The organism is Streptomyces sp. NPDC002835 (assembly GCF_053591995.1).
On record NZ_JBSFUW010000003.1, the window covers coordinates 198,990 to 214,880 of the forward strand.

General features: G+C 72.5%; 13 protein-coding genes. 9 read left to right on the forward strand and 4 right to left on the reverse strand.

Annotated elements, in window-relative coordinates; genetic code table 11:
• Nucleotides 1–96: 96 nt before the first annotated feature.
• Both ACWD01_RS05135 and ACWD01_RS05140 read left to right on the forward strand, forming a co-directional pair.
• The gene (locus ACWD01_RS05135) at nt 97–1,632 is read left to right on the forward strand and encodes a 3-hydroxyacyl-CoA dehydrogenase (RefSeq protein ID WP_451158198.1); all 1,536 of its coding nucleotides are present in this window, start codon (nt 97–99) and stop codon (nt 1,630–1,632) included.
• On the forward strand, nt 1,629–2,222 hold the full coding sequence (locus tag ACWD01_RS05140) for a TetR/AcrR family transcriptional regulator (protein ID WP_451158200.1): 594 nt from the start codon (nt 1,629–1,631) through the stop codon (nt 2,220–2,222). Before ACWD01_RS05135 ends, ACWD01_RS05140 begins: the two co-directional genes overlap by 4 nt.
• Nucleotides 2,223–2,316: 94 nt before the next feature.
• Here the strand turns inward: ACWD01_RS05140 and ACWD01_RS05145 are convergent, their stop codons facing one another.
• Complete coding sequence (locus ACWD01_RS05145) at nt 2,317–2,847, reverse strand: Lrp/AsnC family transcriptional regulator (RefSeq protein WP_451158380.1); 531 nt, start codon at nt 2,845–2,847, stop codon at nt 2,317–2,319.
• A 239-nt stretch (nt 2,848–3,086) separates the two neighbouring features.
• On the opposite strand from ACWD01_RS05145, the gene pdhA reads away from it, so the two are divergent.
• From pdhA to ACWD01_RS05180, 7 genes are all read left to right on the forward strand, one after another.
• Complete coding sequence (gene pdhA / locus ACWD01_RS05150; RefSeq protein WP_451158202.1) at nt 3,087–4,229, forward strand: pyruvate dehydrogenase (acetyl-transferring) E1 component subunit alpha; 1,143 nt, start codon at nt 3,087–3,089, stop codon at nt 4,227–4,229.
• Nucleotides 4,226–5,230 (forward strand): alpha-ketoacid dehydrogenase subunit beta, encoded by a 1,005-nt coding sequence (locus ACWD01_RS05155; RefSeq protein WP_451158204.1) that lies wholly within the window; start codon nt 4,226–4,228, stop codon nt 5,228–5,230. The genes pdhA and ACWD01_RS05155 overlap by 4 nt, the downstream gene beginning before the upstream one ends.
• Nucleotides 5,230–6,714, forward strand: a complete 1,485-nt coding sequence (locus ACWD01_RS05160; protein WP_451158206.1) for a dihydrolipoamide acetyltransferase family protein — start codon at nt 5,230–5,232, stop codon at nt 6,712–6,714. The genes ACWD01_RS05155 and ACWD01_RS05160 overlap by 1 nt, the downstream gene beginning before the upstream one ends.
• 181 nt (nt 6,715–6,895) lie before the next feature.
• Nucleotides 6,896–7,825, forward strand: a complete 930-nt coding sequence (locus tag ACWD01_RS05165) for an NTP transferase domain-containing protein (protein WP_451158208.1) — start codon at nt 6,896–6,898, stop codon at nt 7,823–7,825.
• Nucleotides 7,822–9,237, forward strand: a complete 1,416-nt coding sequence (locus ACWD01_RS05170) for a molybdopterin molybdotransferase MoeA (RefSeq protein ID WP_451158210.1) — start codon at nt 7,822–7,824, stop codon at nt 9,235–9,237. Before ACWD01_RS05165 ends, ACWD01_RS05170 begins: the two co-directional genes overlap by 4 nt.
• Nucleotides 9,180–10,313, forward strand: coding sequence for a potassium channel family protein (locus tag ACWD01_RS05175; protein ID WP_451158382.1), 1,134 nt, complete (start codon nt 9,180–9,182; stop codon nt 10,311–10,313). Before ACWD01_RS05170 ends, ACWD01_RS05175 begins: the two co-directional genes overlap by 58 nt.
• Nucleotides 10,314–10,323: 10 nt before the next feature.
• Nucleotides 10,324–11,313, forward strand: a complete 990-nt coding sequence (locus tag ACWD01_RS05180) for an NAD(P)H-quinone oxidoreductase (protein WP_451158212.1) — start codon at nt 10,324–10,326, stop codon at nt 11,311–11,313.
• Nucleotides 11,314–11,397: 84 nt separating this feature from the next.
• On the opposite strand, the gene ACWD01_RS05185 is transcribed toward ACWD01_RS05180, so the two are convergent.
• The 3 genes from ACWD01_RS05185 to ACWD01_RS05195 all read right to left on the reverse strand — a co-directional run bounded on the left by ACWD01_RS05185 (nt 11,398) and on the right by ACWD01_RS05195 (nt 15,807).
• Nucleotides 11,398–11,940 carry a bacterial proteasome activator family protein gene (locus ACWD01_RS05185; protein WP_451158384.1) on the reverse strand — a complete coding sequence of 181 codons (543 nt, stop codon included), beginning with the start codon at nt 11,938–11,940 and terminating at the stop codon, nt 11,398–11,400.
• 244 nt (nt 11,941–12,184) lie between these two features.
• Nucleotides 12,185–15,049, reverse strand: a complete 2,865-nt coding sequence (locus tag ACWD01_RS05190) for an FtsX-like permease family protein (protein ID WP_451158214.1) — start codon at nt 15,047–15,049, stop codon at nt 12,185–12,187.
• Nucleotides 15,046–15,807: an ABC transporter ATP-binding protein gene (locus ACWD01_RS05195; RefSeq protein WP_451158216.1), complete on the reverse strand. Its 762-nt coding sequence runs from the start codon at nt 15,805–15,807 to the stop codon at nt 15,046–15,048. The genes ACWD01_RS05190 and ACWD01_RS05195 overlap by 4 nt, the downstream gene beginning before the upstream one ends.
• Nucleotides 15,808–15,891: the final 84 nt, after the last annotated feature.

Here is a 15,891-nt window from a genome sequence, read left to right on the forward strand (position 1 = left end):
GCAGGGGAGGATGACAGAGTTAGAGTAACCGAACGATCGGTCGGTACAAGGGGGCCTGTCGAACCTGTGGACAACTCATCCGGGAGGATCGCCTCCATGACCGCCATCGACTCCACGACCGCGATCGACGTGAGCCGTACCGTCGCCGTCGTCGGCACCGGAACCATGGGACAGGGGATCGCACAGGTCGCCCTCGTCGCAGGCCATCCCGTACGCCTCCACGACGCCGCTCCCGGACGGGCAGAGGAGGCCGCGGCGGCGATCGTCGCGCGCCTCGACCGGCTCGTGGAGAAGGGACGGATGGCTCCCGCGGACCGCGACGCCGCCCGCGGCAGGCTGCTCCCGGCCGCCGACCTCTCCGAGCTCGCCGACGCGGCCCTCGTCGTCGAGGCCGTGCTCGAACAGCTCCCGGTCAAGCAGCAGCTCTTCACGGAGCTGGAGAAGATCGTCGCCGACGACTGCCTGCTCGCCACCAACACCTCCTCCCTGTCCGTGACGGCCGTCGCGGGAGCCCTGCGCAGCCCCGGCCGCTTCGTCGGCCTGCACTTCTTCAACCCGGCCCCGCTCCTGCCGCTCGTCGAGGTCGTCAGCGGCCACGCCACCGACGAACAGGCGGCCGCACGGGCCCACGCGACGGCCCTGGCCTGGGGAAAGACGCCGGTGCGCTGCGCCGACACCCCCGGGTTCATCGTCAACCGCGTCGCGCGCCCGTTCTACGCGGAGGCGTTCGCCGTCCATGAGGAGCGCGGCGCCGACCCCGCCACCATCGACGCGGTCCTGCGGGAGTCCGGCGGGTTCCGGATGGGGGCCTTCGAACTGACCGATCTGATCGGCCAGGACGTCAATGAGGCGGTCACCCGTTCCGTCTGGGACTCGTTCTTCCACCACCCGAAGTTCACGCCGTCGCTGGCCCAGCGCCGCCTCGTCGAGTCGGGCAGGCACGGCCGCAAGTCCGGTCACGGCTGGTTCTCGTACGAGGACGGCGCCGACCGTCCCCGGCCGCGGACACAGCCGCCCGCCGCCGCCCCCGCGACCGTGGTCGTCCAGGGCGATCTCGGGCCGGCCGAACCCTTGGTCCACATGATCGAGCGGGCCGGGATCACCGTCCACCGTGAGGAGGGCGGCGGCTGCCTGATCCTGCCCGGCGGCGCGGAGCTCGGGCTGGTGGACGGCGAGACCTCGTTCGAGTTCGGCGACGGAATCATCTACTTCGATCTCGCCCTGGACTACGAGAACGCGACCCGGATCGCACTGTCGGCGTCCGACAGCACCCTCAGGACCATGCCCGAAGCGGTCGACGAGGCCGTCGGGCTCTTCCAGGCGCTGGGCAAGGACGTCTCGCTGATCGGCGACGTGCCGGGCATGATCGTCGCCCGAACGGTGGCGATGCTGGCCGACTTCGCGGCGGACGCCGTCGACCGCGGGGTGGCCTCGGCCGAGGACGTGGACACCGCGATGAAGCTGGGCGTCAACTACCCGGCCGGTCCCCTGGAATGGGGCGAGCGGCTGGGCTTCGGGTGGGTCTGCGAGCTGCTGGAGACGCTGCACAAGCGGTACCCCACCGGCCGGTACGCGCCGTCCCTGGCGACCGCCCGCCGTGCGTACGCCGACGACGGGGCGGAGAGCCGATGACCACGGTCAAGCGCGACACCTACACGCCGGAGACGCTGCTGACGGTCGCCGTGCGGATATTCAACGAGCGCGGCTACGACGGCACCTCCATGGAGCACCTGTCGAAGGCGGCCGGGATCTCCAAGTCCTCGATCTACCACCATGTGACGGGCAAGGAGGAACTGCTGCGCCGGGCCGTCAGCCGCGCACTGGACTCCCTGTTCGCCGTCCTCGACGAGAGCGGCGCACAGCGCGGCCGCGCCATCGAGCGGGTGGAGTACGTCACGCGGCGCACGGTCGAGGTGCTGATGGCCGAACTGCCCTATGTGACGCTGCTGCTGAGGGTGCGGGGCAACACGAAGACCGAGCGGTGGGCGCTGGAGCGGCGCCGGGAGTTCGACCAGCGCGTCGCGGACCTGATGAAGGCGGCGGCCGCGGACGGCGATCTCCGGGCCGACGTCGACATCCGGCTGGCGACGCGGCTGCTCTTCGGCATGGTGAACTCGCTGGTCGAGTGGTACCGCCCGCAGCCGGGCGGCAGCCACGACGGCGACCAGCTGGCCGAGACCGTGGTGCGGCTCGCTTTCGACGGGCTGCGTACGGCCCCCTGACCCTGCGCGGTGTCCGCGCCGCCGGGGCTCGGCGTGACGCGGCTGGCCGGGGCCGGCCCCGTGCACCGGACGGACTGGCCGCCCCCGCCCCCGGTCAGGGCGTTTCCGTGCCCGGACCCGCGCCCGGGCCGGTGGCCTGTCCCGTCGCATGATCGAGATCCGTCTCCTCGAACACCAGCAGCGTCCGGGTCGACAGCACCTCCGGGATGGACTGCAGCTTGGTCAGGACGAGTTCACGCAGTGTCCTGTTGTCGGGCGTGTGCACCAGCAGCAGCACGTCGAAGTCTCCGCTGACCAGCGCGATATGAGCGGCGCCGGGCAGCGCCTGCAGCTGCTCCCGCACCGTCCGCCAGGAGTTCTGCACGATCTTGAGCGTGATATAGGCGGAGGCCCCCTGGCCCGCCCGCTCGTGGTCCACCCGGGCACTGAAGCCCCTGATGACGCCGTCGTCTATCAGCCGGTTGATCCGTGCGTACGCGTTGGCACGGGACACATGCACCCGCTCGGCGACCGAGCGTATGGAGGCGCGCCCGTCCGCCTGGAGCATGCGCAGGATGTCGCGGTCGATCGGATCCAGCGGGCGTGGCAGCGGCGGCTGTCCCGCGCGGTCCCCGCCATCGGCCATTTGTTCAGTTGCCACGTCCCCCCGCCTTCCTAGCATGGACGACCTGTCTCCATCTCAAGCTGTGGAGAACCGTTTGTCCACAGGCTGCCCGTGCCTGTAGCCAAAATGCGTCCTCGACCGAACAATCGGTAGGTGAGGCACGCCACACCCGCGCGTCCTCGACCCGTTCTCTCGTCACCGTTCTTCATCGCATTCGTCGTCGCTCCCACGAGGAGGTGCTCGCGTTGAGAAAAAGCAGCATGACGGTCCAGGAGCTGCCCGGTTCCGCTGCCGCCGCCTACCGGCCCACACCGCCGCCCGCGTGGCAGCCCCGCACCGATCCCGCGCCGCTGCTCCCCGACCCGGAGCCGTACCGCGTGCTCGGCACCGAGGCCTCCGCCTCCGCCGACCCCGAGCTGCTGCTCCGGCTCTACGCGGAGCTGGTGCGCGGCCGGCGGTACAACGTGCAGGCCACCGCCCTCACCAAGCAGGGCCGGCTCGCCGTCTACCCGTCGAGCACCGGTCAGGAGGCGTGCGAGGTGGGCGCCGCCCTGGCGCTGGAGGAGCGGGACTGGCTCTTCCCGAGCTACCGCGACACCCTCGCGGCCGTGGCACGCGGCCTGGACCCCGTCCAGGCGCTGACCCTGCTGCGCGGCGACTGGCACACCGGCTACGACCCGCACGAGCACCGTGTCGCGCCGCTGTGCACCCCACTGGCCACCCAGCTGCCCCATGCCGTGGGTCTGGCGCACGCCGCCCGCCTCAAGGGCGACGACGTCGTGGCGCTGGCCATGATCGGCGACGGCGGCACCAGCGAGGGCGACTTCCACGAGGCGCTGAACTTCGCCGCCGTGTGGAACGCGCCGGTGGTCTTCCTCGTACAGAACAACGGCTTCGCGATCTCCGTCCCGCTGGCCAAGCAGACCGCCGCGCCGTCCCTGGCCCACAAGGCCGTCGGTTACGGCATGCCCGGCCGGCTCGTCGACGGCAACGACGCGGTCGCGGTCCACGAGGTCCTCGGCGACGCCGTGGCCCGGGCCCGCCGCGGCGGCGGCCCCACCCTGATCGAGGCGGTCACCTACCGCATGGACGCCCACACGAACGCGGACGACGCCACCCGGTACCGCGCGGACAGCGAGGTCGAGACCTGGCGCGCGCACGACCCGATCGACCTGCTGGAGCGGGAGCTGACGCAGCGGGGTCTGCTCGACGACGAGGCCAGGCAGGCCGCCACCCGGGCGGCGGAGACGATGGCGGCGGATCTGCGCGAGCGGATGAACGCCGACCCCGTCCTCGACCCCATGGACCTGTTCGAGCACGTGTACGCCCGGCAGACCGCGCAGCTGCGTGAGCAGGCGGCGCAGCTGCGGGCAGAGCTGGACGCTGAGGAAGAGGCGCGATGACCACGGCCGCGGTGAAGCCCGCAACCATGGCCCAGGCCCTGCAGCGCGCGATGCGCGACGCCATGGCCGAGGACCCGACCGTCCATGTCATGGGCGAGGACGTCGGGACGCTCGGCGGCGTCTTCAGGGTCACGGACGGGCTCGCCGAGGAGTTCGGCGAGGACCGCTGCACGGACACCCCGCTCGCCGAGGCGGGCATCCTCGGCACTGCCGTCGGCATGGCGATGTACGGACTGCGGCCGGTCGTGGAGATGCAGTTCGACGCCTTCGCCTACCCGGCGTTCGAGCAGCTCATCAGCCACGTCGCCCGGATGCGCAACCGCACCAGGGGCGGCATGGTCATGCCGATCACCGTGCGGGTGCCCTACGGCGGCGGGATCGGCGGGGTCGAGCACCACAGCGACTCCTCCGAGGCGTACTACATGGCGACCCCGGGCCTGCACGTCGTCACGCCCGCCACGGTCGAGGACGCGTACGGCCTGCTGCGGGCCGCCATCGCCTCCGACGACCCGGTCGTCTTCCTCGAGCCCAAGCGGCTGTACTGGTCCAAGTCCCAGTGGTCCCCCGAGGCGCCTGCCGCGGTGGAGCCGATCGGCCGGGCCGTGGTGCGCCGCCCCGGGCGCAGCGCCACCCTCATCACCTACGGTCCTTCGGTGCCGGTGTGCATGGAGGCGGCGCAGGCGGCCGAGGCGGAGGGCTGGGACCTGGAGGTCGTCGACCTGCGCTCCCTGGTGCCGTTCGACGACGAGACGGTCTGCGCGTCGGTCCGTCGCACCGGGCGCGCGGTCGTCGTGCACGAGTCCACCGGCTTCGGCGGTCCCGGAGGCGAGATCGCCGCGCGGGTGACCGAGCGCTGCTTCCACCACCTGGAGGCGCCGGTGCTCCGGGTGGCGGGTTTCGACATCCCGTACCCGCCGCCGATGCTCGAGCGGCATCATCTGCCGGGAGTGGACCGTGTGCTGGACGCGGTGGCGCGACTGCAGTGGGAGGCGGAGGGCTGATGGCTCAGGTGCTGGAATTCAAGCTTCCCGATCTCGGCGAAGGGCTGACCGAGGCCGAGATCGTCCGCTGGCTGGTCTCGGTCGGTGACGTGGTCGCGATCGACCAGCCCGTCGTCGAGGTCGAGACGGCCAAGGCCATGGTGGAGGTCCCCTGCCCCTACGGCGGCGTGGTGACCGCCCGCTTCGGTGAGGAGGGCACGGAACTGCCCGTCGGCGCACCGCTCATCACGGTCGCGGTCGGTGCGGTCGAGGCGCCCGGGACGGACGCGTCCGCCTCGGGCGGCGGCGCGGCGCCCGCGCAGCCGGACACCTCCGCGTCCTCCGGCGGCTCCGCCGAGTCGTCGGGCAACGTCCTGGTCGGTTACGGAACCGGCGCGCCCGCGGCGCGACGGCGACGTATCCGCCCGACACCGGTCGCGCCCGCCCCCGCCCCCGCCCCCACGCCGTCGCCCGCGACGGCCTCCGCCTCCGGTGTCTCCGGCACGACCAGGGCTTCCGGCGGTTCCACGGCCCCGGTCACCGCTGCCAACGGCAGCCGCACCGCCGCTCCGGGGCCCGCACTTGCCGCACCGGCCCCCGCCCGCGGTGCCTCGGCCGCGGCGCAGCACGGTCCCGTGGCCGTCATCTCCCCGCTCGTCCGCAAGCTCGCCCGCGAGCACGGCGTGGACCTGCGGACGCTGACCGGCTCGGGCCCCGACGGCCTGATCCTCCGGGCCGATGTCGAACGGGCCCTCCGGGCTCCCGAGACGCCGACCACCGCTGCGCCCGCCGCGCCGGCCGTAGCGGCCACCGCGCAGGCCGAGCGCGTCCCGCTGCGCGGGGTGCGCGGAGCGGTGGCCGACAAGCTGTCCCGCAGCCGCCGGGAGATCCCGGACGCCACCTGCTGGGTCGACGCCGATGCGACCGAACTCATGGCCGCGAGGGCGGCGATGAACGCCGCGGGCGGGTCGAAGATCTCGCTGCTCGCGCTGCTCGCCCGCATCTGCACCGCCGCGCTCGACCGCCACCCGGAGCTCAACTCCACGGTGGACATGGAAGCCCGGGAGATCGTGCGGCTGCCGTCAGTGCACCTCGGCTTCGCCGCCCAGACTGACCGCGGACTGGTCGTTCCCGTCGTGAAGGACGCCCACAACCGGTCGGCGGAGTCGCTGAGCGCAGAATTCGCCAGGCTCACGGAGGCGGCCCGCCAAGGGGCGCTCACCCCGGCGGATCTGACGGGCGGCACCTTCACGCTGAACAACTACGGGGTGTTCGGCGTCGACGGCTCCACGCCGATCATCAACCACCCCGAGGCCGCGATGCTCGGCGTCGGCCGGATCATTCCCAAGCCGTGGGTGCACCAGGGCGAACTGGCCGTCCGGCAGGTCGTCCAGCTCTCGCTCACCTTCGACCACCGGGTGTGCGACGGCGGTACCGCGGGAGGCTTCCTGAGGTACGTGGCCGACTGCGTGGAGAACCCCTCGGTACTGCTCCGCACCCTGTAGGGAGCCGGCTGCCGAGGATCGGCCGGCAAACCCGAGAGTCGCAGGCAGGCCGACGGAAGGGCCGGCGGAGCAGCAGCAAAGGGTCAGCCGAAGGTCAGCGGACGGCGAGCAGCAGGGGAGCAGCAGCAGAGAGATCGAACCGGGGCTCCCCGCCCAGACGTTCGCGGACCATACTTCAGGCATGACCGCGACTACGGCGTACGACGCCATCGTCCTCGCCGGAGGCGCCGCCAAGCGGCTCGGCGGCGCCGACAAACCGGCGGTGAGCGTGGGCGGGCGGCCCCTGCTCGACCGTGTGCTGGCCGCCTGCCGGGACGCCGGGCGCACCGTGGTCGTGGGCGGGCGCCGGCCCACCGCGCGCCCCGTTGTCTGGGCACGCGAGCAGCCCGAGGGCGGCGGACCCGTCGCCGCCCTCGACGCGGGAGTGCGGCAGACGGGGGCACAGGCCCTCGTCGTGCTGTCGGCCGATCTTCCCTTCCTGGGGACCGGGACGGTGCGGCAGTTGGTCGACGCACTCGCGGAGCGGGACAGCGAGGCGGTCGTACTGACCGATGCCGACGGCCGTGACCAGCCCCTGGTCGCCGCCTACCGCGCCGAGCCGCTCCGACGTGAACTTGCTCTCCTCGCGACCGAATACGGGAGCCTTTCCGGGCTGCCCCTGCGTCTACTGACCGGGGAACTGGACCTGGCCCGGATCGAGACCGACCCCCTCGCCTCCTTCGACTGCGACACCTGGGGGGACGTCTCCACAGCCCGGGCCCGCATCAGGGAGCATGGGTACGTGCTGGACGAATGGATCACCGCAGTCAAGGACGAACTCGGCATCGAGCTGGACGTGGACACCCACGTCCTGCTCGACCTGGCCCGCGACGCCGCGCACGGCGTCGCCCGGCCCGCCGCACCGCTCACCACCTTCCTGGTCGGTTACGCGGCGGCCAAGGCCGAGGGCGGGCCCGACGCCGTCGCGGAGGCCGCCCGCAAGGCGGCGGCCCTGGCCGCCCGCTGGGCGGACGAGGCCGCGGAGGCGCAGGGCAGGGCAGGGACGGCGGAACCGCCCGGCCGCCCGGCCGACACCGCACCGGGAGCGAGCGGTGGGGACGCCGCGGGATGACCGGTCACGACCGCGAGGCCGCGGCTGCGGCCGGCGGCGAGCGGGCACAGCCGGGCACGGCCGGAGCGACTCCGCCCGCCGGGGGCGAGCTGGACGGCGTCGACGAAGCGCTCGCACTGGTCGGCCCGCGCCCACCGGACGCCGCGGCCCCGCACGCTCCCACCGAGGGCTCCGTCCCGCGCCGGCACCGAGCCGCACCCTGGCCCGAGGCCCGGGCGCTGGCCGCCCGTACCGGCCGCACCGCACCGCCGCACAGCCGGCGCGTACCTCTGGAGCAGGCCGTCGGGCAGGTGCTCGCCGAGCCGCTCACCGCGCTGTGCGACCTTCCCTCGTTCGACACCTCCGCCATGGACGGATGGGCCGTCGCGGGCCCCGGTCCGTGGGCCGTGGAGGGCGAAGGGTCGATCCTCGCCGGGCACGGCGGCGACGGACCCCTGCCCGACGGCACGGCGGTACGGATCGCCACCGGCGCCCGCGTGCCGCCCGAGACCACCGCCGTGATCCGCAGCGAGCACGGCCGTGTCGACGCGTCCGGGCGCCAGCTCCATGCCGACCGCGAGGTGGTCCCCGGGCAGGACATCCGCCCCCGCGGCCAGGAGTGCCGCTCCGGTGACCGGCTGCTGCCCGCCTCTGCCCTGGTCACTCCACCGGTACTCGGCCTCGCCGCCGCAGCCGGCTACGACGAACTGGTGACCTTCGCCCGTCCGCGGGTGGACGTGCTGGTGCTGGGCGACGAACTGCTCACCTCCTCGCTCCCCCACGACGGACTGATCCGTGACGCCCTCGGGCCGATGATCGGCCCCTGGCTGCGGGCACTCGGCGCGGAGGTGTCGGCCACGCGCCGCCTCGGGGACGACGCCGAAGCGCTCCACCGAGCGGTCACCACATCCGAGGCGGATCTGGTGATCACCACGGGCGGTACGGCGGCCGGCCCGGTCGACCATGTCCATCCGGTCCTGCGGAAGGCGGGTGCGGAGCTGCTGGTCGACCAGGTCGCGGTACGGCCGGGCCATCCGATGCTGCTGGCCCGGCTGGCGTCCGGGCGCTATCTGGTGGGGTTGCCGGGCAATCCCCTCGCCGCCGTCTCCGGGCTCCTGACCCTGGCCGAGCCCTTGCTGCGCGGACTCGCGGGACGGCCCTCCCCGGCCCCGTACCGGGCGCCCGTACGCGAAGAGGTGCACGGGCACCCGCACGACACCCGGCTCGTTCCGTTCGTGCACCGCGACGGACAACTGGTCCCGCTGCACTACAACGGACCGGCGATGCTGCGCGGAATTGCGGCGGCCGACGGGCTCGCGGTCGTCCCGCCGGGCGGCGCCCGGCCCGGCGACGAACTGGAGGTCCTCGACCTCCCCTGGGCGACATGGTCGCCGTGGACGGCCTCCGACGAGTCAGGAGGCTGTTTCACGTGAAACTTCCCGGTCATGACGCCATGGCCCGGCACGCCGACGAACATCTCGTCACCGGCCGTGTGAAACTCCCCCGCCGGATCGTCGAGCAACCACTGCGGCAGGTGAGCAAACGGCTGCTGATGGCGCTGATGGTGCTCAGCATCACCGTGATGATCATCTACACCGACCGGGCGGGCTACACCGACAACGCGGACGGGACGGTCGACTTCCTCGACGCCGTCTACTACGCGACCGTCACCCTCTCCACCACCGGCTACGGCGACATCGTGCCGGTCACTGACGGCGCGCGGCTCATCAACGTGCTGCTGATCACGCCGCTGCGTGTGCTCTTCCTCATCATCCTGGTCGGCACCACTCTCGAGGTCCTCACCGAGCGCACCCGGGAGGAGTGGCGGCTGAACCGCTGGAGGTCCAACTTGCGCGACCATACCGTCATCGTCGGCTTCGGCACGAAGGGACGATCGGCGATGCAGACCCTCTGTGCCACAGGGCTGCGGAAGGACCAGATCGTCATCGTCGACCCCAGCTCCAAGGTGATCGACACCGCCAACGCGGAAGGGTTCACCGGCGTCGTCGGCGACGCCACCCGCAGCGACGTCCTGCTCCGGGCAGAGCTGCAGAAAGCCCGTCAGATCGTCATCGCACCCCAACGGGACGACACGGCGGTGCTGGTGACGCTCACCGCCCGCCAGCTCAACCGCGGCGCCAAGATCGTCGCCGCCGTCCGCGAGGAGGAGAACGCTCCGCTGCTGCGTCAGTCCGGCGCCGACGCCGTGATCACCAGCTCCGGCGCGGCCGGCCGGCTGCTCGGTCTGTCCGTGCTCAGCCCCAGCGCGGGCACGGTCATGGAGGACCTGATCCAGCAGGGCAGCGGCCTCGATCTGATCGAACGGCCGGTGATAAAGGCAGAGGTGGGCCGCAACGTCCGGGAGACGGACGACCTGGTGGTGTCCGTCCTGCGTGGGCACCGGCTGCTGGGGTACGACGACCCGGCCGCCAGCCCGCTGCAGCTCACGGACCGGCTGATCACCATCGTCCGCGCGGAGAACGCTCCTCCCGCCAGGACCTCGGAGTAGCCTCGCCGCCATGCATGCGATCACGATTCCCGAGCCCGGTGGTCCAGAGGCGCTGGTCTGGGCCGAGGTGCCCGATCCGGTGCCTGGCGAGGGCGAAGTCCTCGTCGATGTCGTCGCGAGCGCGGTGAACCGCGCCGATCTGCTCCAGCGCCAGGGCTTCTACGACCCTCCGCCCGGGTCGTCCCCCTACCCCGGTCTCGAATGCTCGGGGCGGATCTCGGCGCTGGGCCCCGGCGTCTCCGGCTGGGCCGTCGGCGACGAGGTGTGCGCGCTGCTGGCGGGCGGCGGTTACGCGGAGAAGGTGGCCGTGCCCGCAGGGCAGTTGCTGCCGGTTCCGGAGGGCCTCGACCTGACGACGGCCGCCGCGCTGCCCGAGGTGACGGCGACGGTGTGGTCGAACGTGTTCATGATCGCCCATCTGCGCCCGGGGGAGACCGTGCTGATCCACGGCGGCGCGAGCGGTATCGGCACCATGGCCGTCCAGCTGGCGAAGGCCGTGGGGGCCCGGGTGGCCGTGACCGCGGGCGGGCCGGACAAACTGGCGCGCTGCGCCGAGCTGGGCGCGGACATCCTGATCGACTACCGGGAACAGGACTTCGTCGAGGAGATCGAGAAGGCCACCGGCGGCGCCGGCGCGGACGTGATCCTCGACATCGTCGGCGCCAAGTACCTGGACCGCAACGTGAAGGCGCTCGCGGTCAACGGCCGCCTCGCCGTCATCGGCCTCCAGGGCGGCGTGAAGGGCGAGTTGAACCTCGGCGCGCTGCTCCGCAAGCGTGCGGCGGTCACCGCCACCTCGCTCCGGGGCCGCCCGCTCGGTGAGAAGGCCGCGATCGTGGCGGCCGTGCGTGAGCACGTGTGGCCGCTGATCGGCGCTGGCCGGGTACGAGCGGTCGTCGACCGTACGGTGCCGCTCGCCGACGCGGCGGAGGGCCATCGCGTCCTGGAGGCGGGCACACATGTGGGCAAGGTCGTGCTGACCGCGCCCGGCAAGGCCTGAACCGGCCGCCGGCGTCACCTGATCGTTGTGAGGGCCCGTCCCACCGTCGATGCGGTGGGACGGGCCCTCGTACGTGCCGTGCGGCTACAGGTACGGTCCGGAACGGATCGCGCCGTGCTGACCGCCCTCTTCCTCGTCGTGCGACGCGCCGGGCGGCAGCGCCCGCCGCATCTGCTCCAACTGCGCCCGCGCCGCCATCTGCTGGGCGAACAGCGCCGTCTGGATCCCGTGGAACAGACCCTCGAGCCAGCCGACCAACTGGGCCTGCGCGATCCGCAGTTCCGCCTCGGACGGGATGGCGTCGTCGGTGAAGGGAAGGGAGAGGCGCTCCAGTTCCTCGACGAGCTCGGGCGCGAGACCGTCCTCCAGCTCCTTGACCGAGCCGGCGTGGATCTCCTTGAGCCGTACCCGGCTCGCCTCGTCGAGAGGTGCTGCCCTGACCTCCTCCAGCAGCTGCTTGATCATGCTGCCGATGCGCATGACCTTGGCCGGTTGTTCGACCATTTCCGTCACCGGGACCTCGCGCGACTGGTCGTCACCTTCACCGCCGCTGAGGGCCATCCCGTCCTGTCCCACGACGAGGACGTGGGGGCTCTCCTGCGACCGTTCATTCCTCGGCATCTCCATGCCGTCCATTCTCTCGTACATATGCGTCACCACACGGTGTGCCCCCGTGGGAGAGTGATCCACCCTTCCACGGGGGCACAAACCGCTGGACATGGACCTGCCGGGCGGAACTCGGCCGTCGGATCGCCGGGTTTCGCCGGTCACGGCGGCCCGTCGCGCGCTGTTACGGCGCGCCACAGAGGAGCCACACCACGGCCACGTCGCGCCAGGCCGCTGTCACGTCACCCCGCTCACGGCATCCCGCTCACGTCGCCTCGCGCCGGGCGAGGGCGCCGCGGGAGCGGGTGACCAGGGCCGCGAGCAGCGCGGCGCCGACCGGGACCGCGACGAGCAGGGCGGCCAGCGTCGCCCAGGGCACGACGATCGGCACGTACGGCACCGAGCCCGTCCCGCCCCAGCCCTCGTCGAGAGCCCTCTCGTACCAGGTGATCTGCTGACGCTGCTCCGTGAGCCGCAGCCCGATCGCCGGCAGCACGCCGGCGGCCGAGCCGAGGACCACCCCCATCGCGGCCACCACCCCGCACTGGAAGCCGCTCAGCGTCCTGCGGACCCTCGGCGGGGCGCCGACCGCGGCCAGCGTCTTCAGATCGGCCTCCGCGTCCGCCTGGGCGAGCCCGGTGGCGATGCCCGCGGCGCCGATGGTGATCAGTCCGGCGAAGAGGGTCAGCGCCAGCAGGATGATGCTGTTCTCGCTGGTGTAGCCCTCCTCGATGTGGAGGTCGATCGCGGTGCCCGTCTTGTCCAGCTCGCCGTCGAGCCGCTGCCGCTGCTCGCTGCTGGGCATGGTGTCGGTCGTGTAGTACGCGCCGAACGGCGCCGTGGTCATGCCCGCGGCCTTGGCCGCCGACGGCGACAGCAGCAGGGGCAGGCCGTACGACTCCGACGTGTCCGGCATCTGGTGGGCGGTGAAGGTCTTCATCTCGCCGGGGATCTTCTCGCCCTTCTCGGCGGCCCGGTCCGCGGCGTCCGTGTCCGTGACCAGCCGGATGTCGACCTTCCCCCGGGCGTTGACGTTGCGCTTGTCGAAGGACACGACCTGGCCCGCGGCCAGGGCCTTCTCGGCGGCCGGGTCGTCGATGCCGAGGACCTTGAGCAGCTTGGCGTCACCGATCATCAGGCCGCCGTCGGCGTAGACCCCGCCGCCGTTGTTCTGCTCGCACCGCCAGTCCTCGGCCAGCTTGCGCCGTTCGGCCTTGGTGAACCTCTGCGCCGGGTCCTCGTCCGGCTTGGTCGGGTCCCAGGCCCACAGCGGGCACTCGTTCGCCTTGGGCACGACGATGTCGTAGCGGCCGCAGCCGTCCCCGTCGTCGAAGCGCGTGCAGCCCGGCTTGCCGACGACCAACCGGTCCACGTCCGCCCGCACGTCCACGGGCAGCAGCTTCTGGACCGTGTCGCGTACGGCGGGGACGTCCCGGCCGCCGCCCTCGTGGATCACCATGGAGACGGCGCCGTGGGGCAGTTGCGCCGTGTACTCGGCCTCGCCCTGGGCGTCACTGCTCGCGGCGTAGGTGGCGACGGCCACCGTTCCCGCGACGGCGGCCAGCACCGCGGCCACCGCGGGAGCCGTACGTCCCCGGTTGCGCACGGCGTCGCGCAGCGCGAGCCGGGGGGAGAGCGGCAGGATGCCGCCGATCCGGCCGAACAGGCCCACCAGGGCGGGAGTCAGCGCGACCACGCCCAGCTCGGCCAGGGCGCTGCCGCCCGCGACGACGGCGAACTGGTCCGTCATCGTCGATCCGTACAGGGCGATCGCCGCTCCGAGGGTCACCGCGATCAGGCCGACGACCGGCAGCACCCGGCTGCTGCGGCGCACGCCGCGGCGGCCGGTGAGCGAGGCGAGGACGGTCTGCCGGGACGAGGTGATGGCCGGGACGATCGCGGCCAGCAGACCGGTCAGCACGGCGAGCAGCGCGATGCCGAGCAGTTCCAGCGGCCGTACGTCGAAGTGGCCGAAGCGCTTGCCCATGTATCCCTCGAGCACGGGCTGCAGCAGATAGGTGAGGATCAGGCCGAGGACCGTGCCCACCACCGCGGCGGCGACACCGATCACCAGACCGCCGCCGAGGACGATGGCCCGGATGTGCCGCCGGTCGCCGCCGTTGGCGCCGACCAGTCCGAGCTGGCGGCGCGAGCGACGGGCGCCGACCGCGAAGGCGGGGCCGGCCAGCAGACAGATCTCCAGCATCGCCAGGCCGACGACGGTGCCGACCGCGGCGAGCGCGGCGGCCTTCGCGGCCGTGCTCGCCTCGAAGTTGCCCCAGCCCTCCTGCCGGAAGAGCGGCACCTCGGAGTCGGCCGGCGGGTTGAGCGCCACCGCCCTCGAACTGACCTTCACACCCTTGGCGTTGATGTCCTTGACGATGTTCCACGTGAAACCACCGGAAACGGTCGCCAGGATCGTCGTCGAGGGCGAGGTGCCGGAGAATCCCCCGGCCTTCAGCGCCTTGTCGAGCGGCGCGAGCATCGCGCCCGGCAGCGCGTTGACCTGGTCCGTGTCCAGCGCGTTCGGAAGCTCGTACGAGCCGACGATGCGGTACGGACGGTCGAAGCCGCGCGCGGTGACCGCGGAGCCCACCTTCAGGCCGCTGCTCTCGAGGAAGTGAGTGGTCGCGGCGACCTCGTCGGCCTTCTGCGGCAGCCGGCCGTCGACGACGTCCAGGATGCCCTCGGCCATCGGGTCGGTGGCCTTGAGCTCACGGATCTCGGTGTGCAGGAGACCGTGCGTGGTACGGAGCTTCGCGGAACCGGTGGTGTCCGTCAGCGTCTTGGCGCCCGCGGGCAGGGCCTTCGCGAGGTCCGCCCTCCCGTCCGGCCACGGCTTGTCGGAGAAGTCGGCGACCGGGCTGTAGTTGGTGCCGTCCGGGGACTGCATGATCGGCTCGCCGCCCATGCCCGGGTCGGAGAGCCTGCCGTCGGCGGCGCCGAGAGAGCGCTCGAGGCTCTGCTCGGTGGAGAGCTGGGAGCTTCGGACGGTGAGGTCCGCGGCGCTCACCCCGACGATGGGGAGGGCGATCATGGACAGGACGAGGAAGCTGCGTCCCTTGGAGCGCCAGGCGTCGCGGCGCGCGATCCTGATCGCGGCACGCCAGGAGTGGTACCAGGTCATCACAGTTCTGCCGCCTGGCCGGAGAGCAGCGAGTCGGCCTGGCTGCGGACGGTCTGGTCGACGACCGCGCCGTCGCGCAGGAACACCACGCGGTCAGCCCAGGCGGCGAAGCGCGGCTCGTGGGTGACGAGGATGCCGGCGGCGCCGGCGTCGCAGCGCGAGCGCAGCAGGGCGAGGACGGACTCGCCGGTCTCCGAGTCCAGGGCGCCGGTCGGCTCGTCGGCGAGGACGAGGCGGCGGTCGCCCACGAGGGCGCGGGCGATGGCGACGCGCTGCTGCTGGCCGCCGGACATCTCGTCCGGGAAGCGGTCGGCGAGGTGCCCGAGCTCCATCTCCTCGAGAGCGGCGACGGCTTCGCCGCGGGCCTTGCGGGCGGAGACGCCGTCGAGCTCGCGCGGCAGGGCGACGTTCTCCGCGGCGGTGAGGGCGGGGATGAGGTTGTAGTCCTGGAAGACGTAGCCGATGCTGCGGCGGCGCAGCGCGGCGAGCGTCTTGCGGTCGGCGGTCGTGATGTCGGTGTTCTCGACGATCACCCGCCCGGAGGTCGGGGTGTCGAGGCCGCCCGCGATGGTCAGGAGTGTGGACTTGCCGGAGCCGGACGGGCCCATGACGGCGACGAGTTCGCCGGGGAAGACGTCGAGGTTGATGCCGCGCAGAGCGTGCACCTCGGTGGCGCCGCTGCCGTGCACCCGGGTGAGCTGCTGGAGTTGCAGGACGGGTGGCTGTGACGGCTGAGACTGCTGTGAAACCTGTTCGGACACGAGTGGGTCCCCCCTTGGACGGACGCGTACACACGAGCGGTGTACGGAGAGGTGATACGAGCGGTGAACGGGCCGGCCGGCGGG